The 15818-nt window shown below is 73.2% G+C and carries 17 protein-coding genes; 10 read left to right on the plus strand and 7 right to left on the minus strand.

From position 1 onward, the window contains the following. The first annotated feature begins 17 nt into the window (after positions 1-17). A complete protein-coding gene (locus tag ACIQ87_RS09150; protein WP_392881993.1) occupies positions 18-221 on the plus strand; it encodes an MbtH family protein in 204 nt (67 codons plus the stop codon). Positions 222-315: 94 nt separating this feature from the next. After that, positions 316-828, plus strand: coding sequence for a GNAT family N-acetyltransferase (locus tag ACIQ87_RS09155; RefSeq protein ID WP_402403808.1), 513 nt, complete (start codon positions 316-318; stop codon positions 826-828). 87 nt (positions 829-915) lie between these two features. Here the strand turns inward: ACIQ87_RS09155 and ACIQ87_RS09160 are convergent, their stop codons facing one another. Continuing rightward, a complete protein-coding gene (locus tag ACIQ87_RS09160) occupies positions 916-2475 on the minus strand; it encodes an ABC transporter substrate-binding protein (protein ID WP_402403811.1) in 1560 nt (519 codons plus the stop codon). A 250-nt stretch (positions 2476-2725) separates the two neighbouring features. On the opposite strand from ACIQ87_RS09160, the gene ACIQ87_RS09165 reads away from it, so the two are divergent. The 3 genes from ACIQ87_RS09165 (at position 2726) to ACIQ87_RS09175 (ending at position 6004) form a co-directional block, all read left to right on the plus strand. Next, positions 2726-3325 (plus strand): TetR family transcriptional regulator, encoded by a 600-nt coding sequence (locus tag ACIQ87_RS09165; protein ID WP_402403814.1) that lies wholly within the window; start codon positions 2726-2728, stop codon positions 3323-3325. Positions 3326-3467: 142 nt separating this feature from the next. Then, positions 3468-4235, plus strand: a complete 768-nt coding sequence (locus ACIQ87_RS09170) for a tyrosine-protein phosphatase (RefSeq protein WP_402403816.1) — start codon at positions 3468-3470, stop codon at positions 4233-4235. Beyond that, complete coding sequence (locus tag ACIQ87_RS09175) at positions 4229-6004, plus strand: glycoside hydrolase family 3 protein (protein ID WP_402403819.1); 1776 nt, start codon at positions 4229-4231, stop codon at positions 6002-6004. The genes ACIQ87_RS09170 and ACIQ87_RS09175 overlap by 7 nt, the downstream gene beginning before the upstream one ends. Positions 6005-6105: 101 nt before the next feature. Here the strand turns inward: ACIQ87_RS09175 and ACIQ87_RS09180 are convergent, their stop codons facing one another. Further along, positions 6106-7449, minus strand: coding sequence for a cryptochrome/photolyase family protein (locus ACIQ87_RS09180; protein ID WP_402403822.1), 1344 nt, complete (start codon positions 7447-7449; stop codon positions 6106-6108). Between the two features lie 172 nt (positions 7450-7621). Between ACIQ87_RS09180 and ACIQ87_RS09185 the strand changes: the two genes are divergently transcribed. Continuing rightward, a complete protein-coding gene (locus tag ACIQ87_RS09185) occupies positions 7622-8605 on the plus strand; it encodes an aldo/keto reductase (protein WP_402403824.1) in 984 nt (327 codons plus the stop codon). Between the two features lie 62 nt (positions 8606-8667). Here ACIQ87_RS09185 and ACIQ87_RS09190 read toward each other — a convergent pair whose 3' ends face one another. Together ACIQ87_RS09190 and ACIQ87_RS09195 are read right to left on the minus strand one after the other, a co-directional pair. Continuing rightward, positions 8668-9069, minus strand: coding sequence for an SsgA family sporulation/cell division regulator (locus tag ACIQ87_RS09190; RefSeq protein ID WP_402403827.1), 402 nt, complete (start codon positions 9067-9069; stop codon positions 8668-8670). Between the two features lie 169 nt (positions 9070-9238). Beyond that, positions 9239-9490: a hypothetical protein gene (locus tag ACIQ87_RS09195; RefSeq protein WP_402403830.1), complete on the minus strand. Its 252-nt coding sequence runs from the start codon at positions 9488-9490 to the stop codon at positions 9239-9241. A gap of 152 nt (positions 9491-9642) precedes the next feature. Between ACIQ87_RS09195 and ACIQ87_RS09200 the strand changes: the two genes are divergently transcribed. Further along, complete coding sequence (locus ACIQ87_RS09200) at positions 9643-9888, plus strand: hypothetical protein (protein WP_402403833.1); 246 nt, start codon at positions 9643-9645, stop codon at positions 9886-9888. 115 nt (positions 9889-10003) lie between these two features. Then, positions 10004-11224, plus strand: a complete 1221-nt coding sequence (locus ACIQ87_RS09205) for a GNAT family N-acetyltransferase (RefSeq protein WP_402403836.1) — start codon at positions 10004-10006, stop codon at positions 11222-11224. 423 nt (positions 11225-11647) lie between these two features. Here ACIQ87_RS09205 and ACIQ87_RS09210 read toward each other — a convergent pair whose 3' ends face one another. After that, entirely contained in the window at positions 11648-13021 is a 1374-nt protein-coding gene (locus ACIQ87_RS09210) for a hydrolytic protein (protein WP_402403839.1), read from the minus strand. A 221-nt stretch (positions 13022-13242) separates the two neighbouring features. Between ACIQ87_RS09210 and ACIQ87_RS09215 the strand changes: the two genes are divergently transcribed. Next, a complete protein-coding gene (locus ACIQ87_RS09215; protein WP_402403842.1) occupies positions 13243-13977 on the plus strand; it encodes a LuxR C-terminal-related transcriptional regulator in 735 nt (244 codons plus the stop codon). A 52-nt stretch (positions 13978-14029) separates the two neighbouring features. On the opposite strand, the gene ACIQ87_RS09220 is transcribed toward ACIQ87_RS09215, so the two are convergent. Both ACIQ87_RS09220 and ACIQ87_RS09225 read right to left on the minus strand, forming a co-directional pair. Next, the gene (locus ACIQ87_RS09220; protein WP_402403845.1) at positions 14030-14251 is read right to left on the minus strand and encodes a DUF397 domain-containing protein; all 222 of its coding nucleotides are present in this window, start codon (positions 14249-14251) and stop codon (positions 14030-14032) included. Beyond that, positions 14248-15096, minus strand: a complete 849-nt coding sequence (locus tag ACIQ87_RS09225) for a helix-turn-helix transcriptional regulator (RefSeq protein WP_402403847.1) — start codon at positions 15094-15096, stop codon at positions 14248-14250. The genes ACIQ87_RS09220 and ACIQ87_RS09225 overlap by 4 nt, the downstream gene beginning before the upstream one ends. A gap of 288 nt (positions 15097-15384) precedes the next feature. On the opposite strand from ACIQ87_RS09225, the gene ACIQ87_RS09230 reads away from it, so the two are divergent. After that, positions 15385-15818: ATP-binding protein (locus ACIQ87_RS09230; RefSeq protein ID WP_402403850.1), on the plus strand; the 434-nt coding region annotated here is incomplete at its 3' end.

The raw sequence follows: 15818 nt of genomic DNA on the forward strand, positions 1-15818 counted from the left end.
TGACGAAGGAGCCCGACATGGACGAGAACACCCGCTACCAGGTGCTGCGCAACGACGAGGAGCAGTACTCCCTCTGGCCCGCCGACCTCGACGTCCCGGCCGGCTGGCAGCCCGTCGGCACCGAGGGCACCGAGGCCGAGTGCACCGCGTACGTCGACGAGGTGTGGACCGACATGCGCCCCCGGAGCCTGCGCGAGCGCATGGAGAACGCCGGAGCCTGACCGGCCCCCCGCCCCGGCCCCCGGTCGGGGCGGGCCCGGCGAGCCCCGCCCCGGCCGCCGCACCACCGAACCACCACGACCCGAGGAGAGCACCGTGACCCCTCCGCTGCGCACCGAGCACCTGGAGTTCATCCCCTACCGGACCGAGGACGAGGACGCCTTCGTCTCCCTGCTGCGCAACGCGGACGTGTGCCGCTGGATGGGCCAGGACCTCGTGCCCGAGCCGGACATCCGCACGCTGTTCCGCGCGATCCTGAGCGACGTCTACCCGCAGAACCTCTTCGACGTCTGGGGCCTGTGGCTGGACGGGACGTACGCGGGCCACGCCGAGGTCAAGCGCACCGGGAACGTCGACGGCCACGAGCTGGTCACCGCGCTGGCCCCGGAGTTCTGGGGCCGCGGCCTGGGCGGCGAGGTGGTCCGCGGCCTGATCCGCTACGCCGGTGACGAGCTGGGGCTCAAGGAGGTCTACGGCATGGTCGGCGCCGAGAACACCCCGAGCCTGACGATGTGCCGCCGGCTCGGCTTCCGGCACCTGCGCGACGTCCCCGGGGACGACGGCTCGGTGACGAAGCTGCTGGCCGTCTCCACCACCGACCAGGCCTGACCCGGAGCGGCCCGGACGGTCGGGGCGAGCCGGGCCCCGGCCGTCGGGAGCCGCCGTGCCCGGCCTCTCCCGAACGCCCGGCCGGGGTCAGCGCCGCACCCACAGGGTGGCGGGGGAGACGTTCAGGACGGTCCGCCTGGACAGGTCGGGCAGCCCGCCGACCTTGGCGGCGCCGAGGAAGCCGACGGTGTTCTCGGTGAGGAAGGCCATCGGCGCCTCGCCGACGACCCGTTCGGCGGCCCGGTTGTAGGCGGCGGAGCGCTTGGCCGGGTCGGTCGAGGCGCGTCCCTCGGTGATCGCCCGCTCGGCCTCGGGGTCGGACCAACTCGCGAAGTCGTAAGGCGAGTTCGCCAGGTAGAGGCTGCTGAGCGCGGTGTCGGTGTCGCCGAACATGCTGGTGACGAAGTCCATCACCTGGAACGTGCGCTGGAGCATCGCGGTGCCCAGGCCCGCCTGGTCGAGCGGCTTGATGGTCATCCTGATCCCGGCCTCGCCGAGCATCTGCTGGAGCACGGTGGCGCGCTGCTGGGCCTCGGGCCGGCTGTCGACGAGGTAGTCGAAGGCGAGGCCGGGGTGGCCGGCCTCGGCGAGCAGGGCGCGGGCCTTCGCCGGGTCGTGGGCCGGGTACGCGGCGGCCGTGCGGTACGGGGAGCGGGAGCCGATCGGGCCGTCGGAGACGGCGCCCTGGCCGAGGAAGACGACCTTCTCCAGGGCCTCGCGGTCGATCGCGTACCGCACGGCCCGGCGGACCCGGGCGTCGTCGAACGGCGCGGACCTGGTGTTGAAGACGACGGTGCTGGTGGAGCCAGGACCGGTGGCGGTGCGCAGCCCGTCGGCGGCGGCCTGCTTGAGCTGGCTGGGCGTCTCGGTCCAGATCAGGTCGGTGTCGCCGGAGCGCAGCGACTGGTAGCGGGTGTCGGTGTCGGGCAGCACCCGGTAGACGAGCTTGTCGGCGTGGCCCTTCGCTCCCCAGTACGCGGGGTTGCGGGTGAGGGCGACGGAGACTCCGGGCTGCACGCTCTCCACGGTGTACGGGCCGGAGCCGACGGCGGGGGAGTCGCCGGCCGGGGCCTCGGAGACGTAGCCGAGGGCGCGGGTGAACAGGTTGGGGAAGCTCGCGTCGGGCGCCTTGAGGGTGAAGGCGACGGTGGTCGGGCCGGTGACGGCGGTGGCGGCGATGGTGGCCGCGTCGAGGGCGCAGGAGCACTTGCTCTCCGGCTTGGCGAGCCGGGCGACGTGGTCGGCGACGGCCTGGGCGTCCAGCGGCTTGCCGTCGGCGAACTCCACGCCCTCGCGCAGTTCGAGGGTCCAGACCGTGGCGTTCGCGTCGGGGGTGAAGGACTTGGCGAGGTAGGGCTGGACGGTGCCGTTGTCGCCGTTGACCATCAGCGGGTCGTAGAGGGCGTTGGCGAGGACCATCATCGGCATCGAGGTCAGGGTGCCGTCGGCGGGGTCCAGCTTGGCGAACGGCCGGTCCAGGCCGATCTTGAGCGTGCCGCCGTCCACGGCCGGCCCGTCGCCCGCCGAGCCGGTGCTCCCGGCGCCGGCACCGCCGCCGGACAGCGCGTCGTCGGAGGCGGAGCAGGCGGTGAGGGTGAGCGCGGCCGCGCAGGCCGCGGCTGCCAGGAGGTGGGTGTGCCGCTTCATGGTTCCTCGGTTCGGGGGTGTGGGCGGGGCGGGGTGCGGGGCGGCCCGGGGAAGTGCGGCCGCCGACGACCGTTACCATTCCGGAAGTGGCAGTACTGCCAAAAGGCAGTTGTGCAAACTCGGGATGACGAAACCCGGAAGAGTCGGAGCCCGCCTTGAGCGCACCCGGTCGGACGTGATTCGGTACTGACAGCCGCCCTCCTCGGCGGCCCCACCCACACCCAACTCACCGAACGGGGACGGAAGAACGATGCAGGGGACGGACACCGTGGCGGAGCCGGGCATGCGCGACCGCAAGAAGGCGCGCACCCGCGACAGCATCCGCACCGCGGCACTCGACCTCTTCGAGGAACAGGGCTACGAGCGCACCACCGTGGACCAGATCTGCCGCCGCGCCGACGTCGCCCACCGCACGTTCTTCCGCTACTACCCGGCCAAGGAGGCCCTGCTGTTCGGCTGGGACTTCGGCCAGGCCCTGCTCGACGCCTTCGCCGCCGCCCCCGCCGAACTCCCGCTCTGGGCCGCGCTCGACCACGCGGTGACCACCACCGGCGGGCGGCTGGAGGAGCCCGTGGAGCACACCGCCCGGCGCCGCCGGCTGCGCGGGGGCCTGCTCGACGTGCACTCCGTCCACAACTACGCCCTGGTGGTCATCGACGCGTTCATCGAACGCACCGTCACCATCGCCGCCGAGCGGCTCGGCGTCGACCCGGACAGCGACCTGCGCCCGACCGCGCTCGGCGCGATGTTCGGCGGCATGGTGCGGCGGCACATCCTGGTCGGCCAGGAGAGCGGCACGCTGGCCGACTGGGTCAGGGCCTACCGGGACGTGCTCGCCGCCGCGGGCTGACCCGGCCCCGGGCCCCGGACCCCACACTCCAGGCCCCCGACCTCCGACCACCGTTCACCGGGCGACGCCGCAGGCCGCCCGGACGGCACCGCACACCCTTCTCCGCCTCGCACCACCCTTCGCACCTCCCGAAAGGCCCCGCATGTCCCTGGTCAACTTCCGCGACCCCGCCGCGCTCACCGACCCCACGAGCCGGTGGATCCGCCCCGGAGCCCTGTTCCGCTCCGCCCAGCCCTTCCCCGCCGCCGACGCGGACACCGTCGCCCAGCTGCGCGCGCACGGCATCACCACCATCGTCGACCTCCGGGGCGAGGCCGAGAGCCGCCCCGAGGACTGGGCCGCCGCCGAGGCCGCCGGCACAGCCGTCGTCGCCGCCCGGATCGACCCCACCAACGACGAGCTGGAACGGGCCATGCGGGCCATGACCACCGCCGAGGACCTCGGCGCCTTCTACCTGCTGATGGCCGAGTCCGCGCCGCGCTCCCTCGCCACCGCCGTCGAGGCCGTCGCCCGCCCGGGCGGCGCGCTGGTGCACTGCGCCGCCGGCAAGGACCGCACCGGACTGCTCACCGCGCTGCTGCTGGAGCTGCTCGGGGTGCCCGCCGGGGAGATCGTCGCCGACTACGCCCGCACCAACGAGGCGCTCCGGCAGATCTGGGCCGGCCTCGCCGACCGCAACCGCGCCGCCCTCAACGAGGTCGAGGCCGGCCGGCTGACCGTCCCCGCCCCGCTGCTGGAGGCCCCCGCCGGGGCGATGAGCAGCTTCCTCGACCTGGTCCGCACCCGGCACGGCGGCGCCGCCGGCCTGCTGGCCGCCTGCGGGGTCACCACCGAGACCGTGGAGGCGTTCCGCGCCAAGGCCGCCGCCCCGATAGCTGCCTCGGACACCGCCGGGGCGACGGCATGCTGACGCTGCTGCGCCACACCGACGGCACCCCGTTCCGCGACCTCAACCACAACGGCACCATGGAGCCCTACGAGGACCCGCGGCTGCCCGTCGGGGAGCGGGTCGAGGACCTCCTCGCCCGGATGACCGTGGCGGAGAAGGCCGCCCTGATGCTGCACGGCCGGATGCTCCCCGGTGAGCACCCGCCGTTCCCCTCCGGCGCCCACCTGATCGCCGAGCACGGCCTCACCCACTTCGCCATGATGGCCGTCCCCGACCCGCGGGCGATGGCCGAGTGGAACAACCACGTCCAGGACCTCGCCGCGGCCGCCCGGCTGGGCATCCCGGTCACCCTCTCCTCCGACCCCCGGCACGGCTTCACCGCCAACCCGGCCACCGCCCACACCGGCGGCGGCTTCAGCACCGGCCCCGAGCCGATCGGCCTCGCCGCCACCGACGACACCGGACTGGTGCGCCGCTACGCCGACCTGATCCGCCGCGAGCTGTGCGCCGTCGGCATCCGGGTCGCCATCCACCCGATGGCCGACCTCGCCACCGAGCCCCGCTGGGCCCGGATCAGCGGCACCTTCGGAGAGGACCCGGAGCGCGCCTCGCGCATGATCACCGCGTACGTCGAGGGCCTCCAGGGCGAGCGGATCGGCCCGGACAGCGTCGCCTGCATGACCAAGCACTTCCCCGGCGGCGGCCCGCAGGCCGGCGGCGAGGACTCGCACTTCGCGGCCGGGCGCCGACTCGTCTACCCCGGCGGCGAGTTCGAGACCCACCTGCGCCCCTTCGAGGCGGCCTTCGCGGCCGGCACCGCGCAGATCATGCCCGCCTACGCGATCCCCTCCGGCAGCGGCCTCACCGAGGTCGGCGCCAACTTCAACCGGGACGTCATCACCGGGCTGCTGCGCGGGCGTTACGGCTTCGACGGCGTGGTCTGCACCGACTTCAACGCCATCACCGGCATGGACGTCCCCGGCGTGGTCACCCTGCCCCCGCGGCACTGGGGTGTCGAGGAGCTCACCGTCGCCGAGCAGGTCGTGCTCACCCTGGACGCGGGCGCCGACCAGCTCGGCGGCGAGACGGACCCGGAGCTGATCCTGGCCGCCGTCCGCTCCGGCGCCGTCACCGAGGCCCGGCTCGACGAGTCGGTCCGCCGCATCCTGCGCGACAAGTTCCGCCTCGGCCTCTTCGACGACCCGTACGTGGACCCGGACGCCGCCGCCGAACTGGTCGGCGCCCCGGCGGGCCGGGCACTCGGCCGCGAGGTCCAGCGCCGCTCCGTGGTCCACCTGGCCGGCACGCCGCGCACCGCCGAACGGCTGTACGTCGAGGGCGTCGACCCGGCCGTCGCCGGCCGGTACGGCACCGTCGTCGAGCACCCGGAACAGGCCGATCTGGCCGTCGTCCGCCTCGCCACCCCGTACGAGCGGCGCGAGGGCATGCTGGAGCAGCACTTCCACAGCGGCTCGCTGGAGTTCGAGCCGGCCGAGGTCGAGCGGCTCACCGCGCTGGCCGCCGCCGTCCCCACGGCCTTCGCCGCCCAGCTGGAGCGGCCCGCCGTGCTCACCCCGCTCGCCCCGCACGCGGCCCTGCTGATCGGGGAGTTCGGCGCCGCGGACGAGGTCGTGCTGGACGCCGCGCTCGGCCGCGCCCCGATGACCGCGGCCCTCCCGTTCGACCTGCCCGCCTCCGACGCCGCCGTCGAGGCCGCCCGCGAGGACGTCCCGTTCGACACCCGGGACCCGCTCTTCCGCTGCGGCCACCGCGCCACCGACGGAACCTGAGCCACCCCGCGCCGGCGGTGTTCACCGACCCGGCGTGAGCGGCACGCCACGGGGCGCCCGCCTCGGCCACGCGCCCGGCCGCCGGGTGGCGCCCGGCCGGCTCAGTCCAGGCCCCGGGCCCGGCGGAACCGCTCCGTGAGGGCGTCCGGCGCGATGAGCGGCGGCGGGTAGTCGGGGGTCGGGTCGAGCAGCCAGGGGCGGTGGACGGCGGGCCCGGGCAGGTGGGCGAGTTCGGGCACCCAGCGGCGCACGTACGCCCCGTCCGGGTCGTACCGGTCGGCCTGGCGCAGCGGGTTGAGCACCCGGTTGGGGCGGGTGTCGGTGCCGGTGCCCGCGACCCACTGCCAGTTCAGCTGGTTGTCGGCCACGTCCCCGTCGACCAGCAGCGACAGGAAGTGGGCGGCGCCGGTCCGCCAGTCCAGGTAGAGGCACTTGGCGAGGAAGCCGGCCGTCAGCAGGCGGGCCCGGTTGTGCATCCAGCCCTCCGCGGCGAGCTGGCGCATCCCGGCGTCGACGATCGGGTAGCCGGTGCGGCCCTGCCGCCAGGCCTCGGCCTCGCGTTCGTCCCGGTGCCAACGGTCGTTCCTGGTCCGGTAGTCGCGGTGCGCGGCGTCCGGGCGGGCGGCGAGCACCTGGTGGTGGAAGTCGCGCCAGGCGAGCTGCCGGACGAAGGCCCGCGCCCCCTCGCCGTCCTGCCGCAGGGCGCGCTCGACGAGTTCGGTGGGGGACAGGCAGCCGAAGTGCAGGTACGGGGAGAGCCGGGAGGTGGCGTCGGCGGCGAGGTCGTCGTGCACCCGCGCGTACGCGTCGACGTCCCAGCGCCGCCACCGCTGCCTGGCCGCGCTCTCGCCCCCGGGCGGCAGGGCGGGCGAGAGCGGACCGGTGATCAGCAGGTTCTCGCTGCCGATGCCGTCCGGGGTGTCGATCGCCCGGGGCGCGCCCAGCACCGTCCGGCGCGGCGCGTTCTGCCAGGCCCGGTGGTACGGGGTGAAGACGGCGTAGTGGTCCCGGCCGGCCGGGGTGATCCGGCCCGCCGGGACGACCGTCACCGAGGCGTCGTGGACGTGCAGGCGGTCGCCGAACACCGTGCGCAGCCGGGCCTCCCGCCGCTGGGCGAAGGCGCTGACGCCCGCGGCGACGTGCACGGTGGCGGCGCCGGCCCCGGCAGCGGACTCGGCCTCGGCGGCGACCCGGGCGGTCTGTTCGGCGGGCTCGCCGCGCCGCACGACCAGCCGGGAGCCGATCCGGCGCAGCGAGGCGTCCAGGTCGGCGAGGCAGTCGGCCAGGAACGCCTGCCGGTTGGGCGCGGCGAACCCGGCGGCCTCGACGGCCGGGTCCAGGACGAACAGCGGGACGACCCGGTCGGCCGCGGACCGGGCGGCGTGCAGCACGGGGTTGTCGTGCAGCCGGAGGTCCTGGGTGAACAGGGCGATCGATACGGTCACGGGTGGGGCCTCGCAGGGGGGTGCCGTCGGGGTGCGGACAGTCCTACCGGATGCGCGCGGCCGCCCGCCGCGAGGATTGGACCGAACGGCCCAGCGGATCGTGCCCGGCGGGCCCCGGAGGGGTGCCGGAGGCGGCGTGGTGCGGCGTGGCGCCGCGTGAGAGGCTCGCCCCATGGAACAGCGCGTACTCGGCCGTACCGGCCGCCCCGTCTCGATCGTCGGCCTCGGCACCTGGCAGCTCGGCGCGGACTGGGGGGACGTCCGGGAGGAGGACGCCCTGGCCGTCCTGGAGGCCTCGGTGGAAGCCGGCGTCACCCTCTTCGACACCGCCGACGTCTACGGCGACGGCCGCAGCGAGCGGCTGATCGGTCGTTTCCTGAAGGACCGCCCGGACGCCGGGGTGCTCGTCGCCACCAAGTTCGGCCGCCGGGTCGAGCAGCGGCCCGAGCACTACAACCTCGCCAACTTCCGCGCTTGGGCCGACCGTTCACGGGACAACCTGGGCGTGGAGCGGCTCGACCTGGTGCAGTTGCACTGCCCGCCGACGCCGGTGTTCTCCTCGGACGAGGTGTTCGACGCCCTGGACACCCTGGTGGCGGAGGGCCGGATCGCCGCCTACGGGGTGAGCGTGGAGACCTGCGCCGAGGCGCTGACCGCGATCGCCCGCCCGAACGTCGCGAGCGTCCAGATCATCCTGAACGCGTTCCGGCTCAAGCCGCTGGAGCAGGTGCTGCCCGCCGCCGAGGCCGCCGGGGTGGGGATCCTCGCCCGGGTGCCGCTGGCCTCGGGCCTGCTGTCGGGCCGCTACGACGCGCACACCGTCTTCGGCCCGGACGACCACCGCACCTACAACCGGCACGGCGAGTCCTTCGACCAGGGGGAGACCTTCTCCGGGGTGGACTTCGCGACGGGCGTCGAGGCGGCGGCGGAGTTCGCCGCGCTCGCACCCGAGGGGGCGAGCGCGGCGCAGACGGCGCTGCGGTGGGTCACCCAGCAGCCCGGGGTGACGACGGTGATTCCCGGCGCCCGCAACGTCACCCAGGCCCGGGCCAACGCGGCCGCCGCCGGGCTGCCGCCGCTGCCGCCGGCCACCCTGGCCGCGGTGCGCGAGCTGTACGACCGGCGGATCCGGCCCCGGGTGCACGCGCGCTGGTGACGGCGGGCGCCGCCTGACGCCCGCCCCGCCCCGCCCCCGGCCCCGATCGGGCGGGCCGGGGCTCAGGAGAACAGTCGGGCGAGGGCGGCGTCGATGTCCAGGTGGTCGGCCTCGGCGCCGGCCGGCACCAGGCGGAAGGAGTCGAGGAGGAACGCCGTCACCACGCCCGCGGAGATGCTGACCACCGCCCGCGCGCCCAGGGACCGCAGGGTGATCAGCAGCCGGCCCGCCGGCCCGGGTGCCACGATCACGTCCCCGCGGCCGACGGGGCCGTACCGGCCCCCGTCCAGCAACTCCCGGGCGAAGGTCCACTCGGCCCGGTCGTCGTCGCCGAGCGGCGGGAACGCCAGGCACACCGCGTACGGCGACGCGCTGTCGAACCGCAGCTGCGCCTCGACGGCCAGGTCGGGGCATGGGCCTTCGGGCAGGGTGACGGCGATGGACCAGGAGGTGGCGACGGTCATGGGACGGGCTCCCGTTCTGGCGATGGCACCGGCCGCCCCTCCGGCCCGGGCGGCCGGTGGACGGTCGGTGGTGGCAGCGCTCGGTTACCCGCCCGTCCCCGGTGCATTCCCGCTGTCCGCGCGTGACCGTACGGAGCCCATACCGTGCCACGGCCCCGCTACGGCCCGCCTACGGGGCCACCGTGTCCGCCGCGGGCGGCTCCGGCCCCTCGTTCTTGTCCGGCTTCGCCTTCCGCCGGACGTCGGCCGGGGTGGGCACACTGATGGAACGCTCCTCGGCGGAGCGCTCCCGGGCTCCGACCCTGCCCTCGGCCTTCGCCCGGACGTCGGCCGGGGTCGGGGACGTGATCGCGCGTTCCTCGGCGGACCGCTCCTGTGTCGGCTCGTCCGGCTGCGCTCCGTGCTCGTCGCGTGTGGTCATGGCTGGTTTCCCCTCTCCGGGTCCGGGGCCTCAGCGGATGGGATACCGGGCGGCTGCCCCGGATGCCCGGTCGTGAACCGGGCGGACGGCGTCGATGCACCGTCGGCCCTCCGACCGTAACCCCCTCCCGGAGGCCGCGCCGCCCGGAAGCGATGGCGACGCCGCCGGCGATCGCGTTGCCGTTGTACAGCAGGATCGCGTTGCCGTCGCTGTCGTTGCTGCCGCTGTCGTCGCTGGGTTCCGTTCACCGTGCTGAAGGCAGGGTTTTCGAGGCATTTGCCGGAATCCTTGTGCTGGATTCTTCCCGACCCGTTGATATCCCACACGTCACCGGTGAGGACGGGCTGTCCACAGTCGTGCAGCACAGCCCGTGGAGCCCCGCCTTGCTCGCCGCGTAGCTCGCCCGGGCCGATCCCCGCGGGTAATTCGGTTGACCGGTGCGCACCGTGACGCTGGACTTCGGGGGGCGCCGCACGGGGTGGCGCCGGCGAATCGGGGAGGCAGCAGCACCACATGGAGATCCGTTCCACGACCGACCAGGACCTCGGTGCCTTCGTCGACACCTTCCACGCCGCGCTGGGCCGCTTCCCGGACGAACCGAACGCGGACGGCGGCGGGGTCTGGTGGGCGGCGACCGAGATGGACCGCAACCTGCTCGCCGTGACGGCGGACGGCCGGCCCGTCGGCACCGCCGGTGCGCTCACCTTCGAGCTCACCCTGCCCGGGCAGGCCGTCGTCCCGGTCGCCGGGGTGACGTCGGTCGGCGTCCTGCCCAGCCACCGTCGCCAGGGCCTGCTCACCGCGATGATGCGGCGTCAGCTCGCCGACTTCCGGGCCCGGGGCGAGTTCCTGTCGGTGCTGCTGGCCGCCGAGGCCGGGATCTACGGCCGCTTCGGCTACGGCCCGGCGACGTACACCGAGCGGTTGACGGTGCAGCGCCACCAGGCTGCCTTCGACCCGCCCCGGGCGCGGCGGACGGCCGCGGCCCCGGCGGGCGGCTCGGTCGAACTGCTGCGGCGGGCCGAGTGCGGGGCGATCATCGAGGAGGTCTACGACCGCTACCGCCGCGCCCGGCCCGGCGCGCTGTCCCGCCCGCGCCGCTGGTGGGAGCTGGGCGCCGGTCAGGTCCCGATCGCGACGACGCCGCGCTACATCGCCGTCCACCGGGACGCCGAGGGCACCCCGGACGGGTACGCCAGCTACTGGAAGGACGGCGACACCCTGACGGTGGACGAGACCATCGCCCTGGACGACGCCGGCTACACCGACCTCGCCCGGTACCTGCTCGGCCACGACCTGGTCGGCGAGGTCGTGTTCCGGCACTGCCCGCCCGACCACCCGCTGCGCTGGCAGCTCGCCGACTTCAACGCCGGCCGGTTCGAGAACCACACCGACTGGCTCTGGACGCGGATTCTGGACGTGCCGCGGGCCCTGACCTCGCGCGGCTGGTTCACGGACGGCGAGCTCGTCCTGGACGTGGACGACCCGTTCCTCGGCGAGCACCACCGGTACCTGCTGACCGTCCGCGACGGGAAGGCCGAGTGCGTCCCGACGGACCGGGAGCCCGATCTGTCCCTGGACGTCCGCGACCTGGGCGCGGTCTACCTCGGTGGCACCGCCCCGAGCAGGCTCGTCCGGGCCGGGCACGTCCACGCCCACCACCCCGACGCGGCCGCCCGCGCCGACGCCCTGTTCCGCGCCGAGCGCGAGCCGCACTGCCTGCACTGGTTCTGATCGGTCGCCCGCAGACCGGACGCGGTCCAAGGAAACAGCCGAACGCCGTCCCCGCCCGTGAAAGGGCGGGGACGGCGTTCGGCTTTTCGCGCGCTTCCGGACGGGCCGTCAACGGTGCGAGCAGGCCCGATGGTTCACGGGGGCCGGCCGGGTTGCCCCCGTGGGCCAGGCGGATTGCCCTTGGAGGACAGACCGTGGCATGACGCGGGCGGGTCGGTTTTGTTCGTACGGGTGCACTCTGCAACAGTGTCCATCGTGTATTGACATGGTCACGAGACGTGAGAGGCGAACCAGGAGAAGAAGGACGTCAGGGACGTCGGGGGCGAACGGGCCGGAACGGGCCCGTCGGTATCAACGGGGCAACCGGTGCGCCCTTCCCGCCCGGTCGCCCGGGGAGGGAAGGGCATCATCCTGCGCGTCGGTTCAGTTCCCCGGCCGGATGTCGCTCAACGTCCCGCTGATGTTGAGGAGTTCGTGGCACGTGGGCGCCTGCTTGCCGGAGGCCGGGGTGCCCGGCGCCTCACAGGTCACGTTCGCCGTCACGGCCTGGTCCTCGGGGACCTGGATGGGAGTCACCCAGTGGTAGTCCTGGTTGCGGAAGGTCTCCAAGGCGATGGTGGTGATCGTCTTGTTGCCGGCGGTGATGGTCACCACACCCTGGTCGCCCTGGAAGTTGGCGACCACGAGGTCCGTGATGTCGAACACCTTGCCGTGCGGCACCTGGTAACTGCCGGTCGTGGCCGCACCGTTCTCGGTCTGCACGTCGATGGTGGCGGAACTCTGCTGCCCGGTGCCCGGCACCGCCAGGCCGCCCGGGCCGGGGCCGCCCTGGCTGCCGGGTCCGGTGCTCGGCTTCCCGGCGCCAGGCTTGGTCTGGCCGCCGGGCGTGTTCCCGGCCGACGGCGCCGAGGGGTTGTCCCCGGCCGGGACGCCGGAGGGCGCGGCCGGGGTGGCGCTCTGCTGGGCGACGGCCTGCTCGGCGGCCTGCTTGGCGGAGCTGCGCACCGCCGGGCGGACCAGCGCGAACCAGGCCAGCAGCAGCGCGATCAGCAACGCCAGGAGCGCCAGCAGCCACCGGGGGAAGATCGGCAGCTGGACGAACTCGCCCTCCAGAACGGGCTTCTGAACGACCGCCGCCTCGGCCTCGGGCTTGCCGCCGCCCTTGGCGTCCTTGTCGTCCTTGCCCTCCGCCCGCTCCTCCGGGCCCACCGTGACCTCGAACGGCCAGGTCGCCTGCTTGCCGAACCAGATCAGCTTGCGGGTACGGGCCTGCACCCGCACCTCCCCGGACTCGCCGGGCTCCAGCCGCAGCTTCTCCGGCGCGACGGCGAACCGCAGGTCCTCGCCGGCCTGACCGGGAGCGAACGTCACGGCGGTGGGCGCGTTCCCGAGATTGCGCACCGAGGCCCGGTAGCGCCCGCGCAGCCAGCCACGGCGACGGCGCGGGGCGAGCGCGGCCCGCAGTTCGTGGAACGGCGTCACGGTGACGGTGGCCTCCGGCACCGCCACCAGATCGGGGCGCTCCACCGGCAGCACGCGGATGCCGAGCGGGAACTCGCCGGCCCGGGTCGACGAGGAACGCGGCGGAGCCAGTCGGACCGTCACCGTCTCGGAGGTCCCGGGGAAGAGCGAGATCCGGGCCGGCTCGACCGTCGTCCACCCGGCGCAGTCCCCGACCGCCTCGAAGGTGTAGGCCTCAACGATGTCGAGATCGTTGCGTACCGTCAGGGTTGTGGTGGCCACGCCACCGGGGGCCACCGTGATTGCTGGCAGGCCGAGTTCGGCGGATGTGGTCATAGCGTGACGGTAGGGCGGTTCGCCGCCGAAGACGAGGGCCGTACGGGCAAGCTGTGGGCCACACCCCTTGCCCGTGAGGACCGACCGGAGACCCCGCCCGGTGCCGCCGCGGGAACGGCCCGGCGCCGCGAGGCCCGCCGCCGCCCCCAGATACCCCCGGCCGGACCTGCCTCGCGGCGGCCGGCCGTCACCCTCGCAGGAACAGAGAAATGGAGTAGTCGATGACGTCGACCGATACAACCCGTGAGGAAGCCGTCACCGCGTGCCGGACCGGAGTCGCGTCGCGCTCCGGGATTGCCGCCGCCCCGCGCATCCCCGAGCAGTCGCGCGGCAGGAGGGGAGTGCGGGTGGCGGTGTTCGCGGAAGACCTCATCCTGCAGACCGGCGTGGTCCAACAGCTGCGCCAGCGGCCCGAGGTGGAGCTGCTGAGCGAGGGCGAGGCCGGACGGGCCGAGGTCTCCCTGCTGGTGGTCGACGCGCTGAGCGAGACCGTCACCGAGCACCTGCGCAGGCTGCGGCTCGCGACGTCGGGCCGGATAGGCCTGGTGGTGGGGCAGTTCGAGGCCGGCGGGCTGCAGACGATCGTCGAGAACGGGGTCGCGGCCGTGCTGCGCCGGTCGGAGGCCGACCAGGACCGGCTGGTGCACCTGATCACCGCGCTGGCGAACGGAGAGGGAGTGATGCCCGGGGACCTGCTGGGCGAGCTGCTCGACCGGATCGGCATGCTCCAGCGGACCATGTTGGACGGGCGGGGGCTGACCCTGTCGACGCTGACGGCGCGGGAGGCCGAGATGCTGAAGCTGGTGGCCGAGGGCTTCGATACGAGTGAGATCGCGACGAGGACGTCGTACTCGGAGCGCACGGTGAAGAACGTGCTGCACGAGATCATCACGCGCCTCGGCTTGCGGAACCGGGCCCACGCCGTGGGCTACGCGATGCGCCGCGGCCTCATCTAGCAGCACGGCGGTGCCTCGCCCGAGCTCGGGCGAGGCACCGCTGGGAGAATCCTCAGATGAGCCCGAAGTCGAACTCCCCGTCAGCGACGGCGGTGATGAAGGCTGCATGGGCCGCCCGGTCGAAGGCCAGGGCGGGTCCGGAAGGATCCTTGCTGTCTCGGACTGCGACGGCCCCGGGGAGGAGCGCGTACTCGACACAGTCCTCGTTGCCGCCACTGTAGCTCGACGTCCGGAAGGTGAAGCCAGTCGCGGCGGCATTGGAGTAGTGGGTCACTTGATCCGTTCTCTCTGTGCGGTGATGAACTCGATCGAGGAGCCGACAGAAAGGGCTTCAGCCGTGATCTCCTGGAACTTCGCCCGGTACAGCTCGACGTCGGTCGGGTCCTCGACCCAGAATCCGGCGAGCAGGCCTTCGACGAAGACGACGTCGAGGTCCTTCCGCTGAGGGAATCCGAGTAGCGCGAACGCGCCGCTCATGCCCGGGTGGATTGCCGCACCCGCAGGCATCACCTGGATATTGACGTTCGCCAGCCGGCTCAGCGTGAGCAGCTTGTCGAGCTGCGGGCCCATGATGTCAGGACGATCCGCGATGGCTCGAAGCGCGGTTTCATGGACGACCGCCCAGACCTCGACGGGGTTCGGGCGGGTCAGGATGGACTGCCGTGCCATGCGGACCTGCACGAGATCGTCAACCGTGCCGCCGTTCGTCGTCCGCAGGCGGTCGATGACCAGCCGAGCGTATTCGGCAGTCTGGAACAGCCCCGGGATGAAGGCGGCTTGGTAGGTCTTGAAGGTCGAAGCCTCGGTTTCGAGCGTGATCAGGTCCGTTGCGGACGCGTTGATCACATCGCGGTAGCTCAGCCACCAGCCGCGCTTGCTGCCGTCCTTCGTGATGGCGATCAAGCTGGCGCGGAACTCCTCGTCGTCGCAACCGTAGTGGTCGAGGAGCCTGTTGACGTCCTCGATCTTGGCCGCCGTACGGGCGTTCTCGATTCGGTTCAGCTTGGCAAGGCTCATGCCGGTTGCTTCGGCCGCAGTGTCCGCAGCGATCATCGCTTGCTCGCGGAGCCTCCTCAGCTCCTCGCCCAGCCGACGACGGCGAACGGTTGATACCGCCATGCGATGCCTCTCCTGACCTCTCGGTGGACCAGTCTGCCCTTGCCGATCGCATGGGCGCTACCGACAACTGACAGGGAGTCGCACCGAATTCGGGCTCGATATGAGATTTTGCAGATTAGTTGAGCCCGTTTGCACATGTGACGGCTCTCACGTCATGCTGAGTGTAGCCGGTCGCACGCTCTGCGTGATCACCGCTGCGGTTCGGTTGCGCTATTCCGTCATGCCATCACTTCGATCGCGCGTTTGATCGATCGATGGCCATTTCTGAACCCCCACGGAGGTTCCTTCGTGTCTCCCCTTGGACTCCCCCCTGACTGGTCGGCCGCGCGCGAAGAGTTGCGCGAGCTCACGGCGCGCGCCGGGTGGATGCCCGACCTGGTCGCCGATGCCGAGACCGCGCTCCTCGAACTGTTCGTCAATGCCTGGCGCCACGGCGGCAGTGCGGCGCCGCTCGTCGTCATCGCGCTGCTCGACCACGTCCTCCGCGTCTCCGTCAGCGACGGGAGCCCCATCCGCCCGGTCAGCCGCGACGGTTCCGACCTCCTCGCGGTCTCCGGCCGGGGCCTGCGCCTCGTCCGCTCCCTCACCGACCGCTTCGGCACGGAGGACCGCAAGACGGGCAAATCGGTCTGGTTCGAGTGCGCCCTGAAAGCGCCTGGTTGTATCCCCGGCATAGCCGGGAGGAATTCGGAGGTTATTCCTGGGTCCAATGGCTTACCTGG

Source organism: Kitasatospora sp. NPDC096204, from assembly GCF_044763205.1.
Classification (GTDB): Bacteria; Actinomycetota; Actinomycetes; order Streptomycetales; family Streptomycetaceae; genus Kitasatospora.

Coding starts and splice junctions, on each gene's coding strand:
- ACIQ87_RS09150 (WP_392881993.1), top strand. CDS start 18: ATGGACGAGAACACCCGCTACCAGGTGCTGCGCAACGACGAGGAGCAG.
- ACIQ87_RS09160 (WP_402403811.1), bottom strand. CDS start 2,475: ATGAAGCGGCACACCCACCTCCTGGCAGCCGCGGCCTGCGCGGCCGCG.
- ACIQ87_RS09165 (WP_402403814.1), top strand. CDS start 2,726: ATGCAGGGGACGGACACCGTGGCGGAGCCGGGCATGCGCGACCGCAAG.
- ACIQ87_RS09170 (WP_402403816.1), top strand. CDS start 3,468: ATGTCCCTGGTCAACTTCCGCGACCCCGCCGCGCTCACCGACCCCACG.
- ACIQ87_RS09175 (WP_402403819.1), top strand. CDS start 4,229: ATGCTGACGCTGCTGCGCCACACCGACGGCACCCCGTTCCGCGACCTC.
- ACIQ87_RS09185 (WP_402403824.1), top strand. CDS start 7,622: ATGGAACAGCGCGTACTCGGCCGTACCGGCCGCCCCGTCTCGATCGTC.
- ACIQ87_RS09190 (WP_402403827.1), bottom strand. CDS start 9,069: ATGACCGTCGCCACCTCCTGGTCCATCGCCGTCACCCTGCCCGAAGGC.
- ACIQ87_RS09195 (WP_402403830.1), bottom strand. CDS start 9,490: ATGACCACACGCGACGAGCACGGAGCGCAGCCGGACGAGCCGACACAG.
- ACIQ87_RS09200 (WP_402403833.1), top strand. CDS start 9,643: ATGGCGACGCCGCCGGCGATCGCGTTGCCGTTGTACAGCAGGATCGCG.
- ACIQ87_RS09205 (WP_402403836.1), top strand. CDS start 10,004: ATGGAGATCCGTTCCACGACCGACCAGGACCTCGGTGCCTTCGTCGAC.
- ACIQ87_RS09210 (WP_402403839.1), bottom strand. CDS start 13,021: ATGACCACATCCGCCGAACTCGGCCTGCCAGCAATCACGGTGGCCCCC.
- ACIQ87_RS09215 (WP_402403842.1), top strand. CDS start 13,243: ATGACGTCGACCGATACAACCCGTGAGGAAGCCGTCACCGCGTGCCGG.
- ACIQ87_RS09225 (WP_402403847.1), bottom strand. CDS start 15,096: ATGGCGGTATCAACCGTTCGCCGTCGTCGGCTGGGCGAGGAGCTGAGG.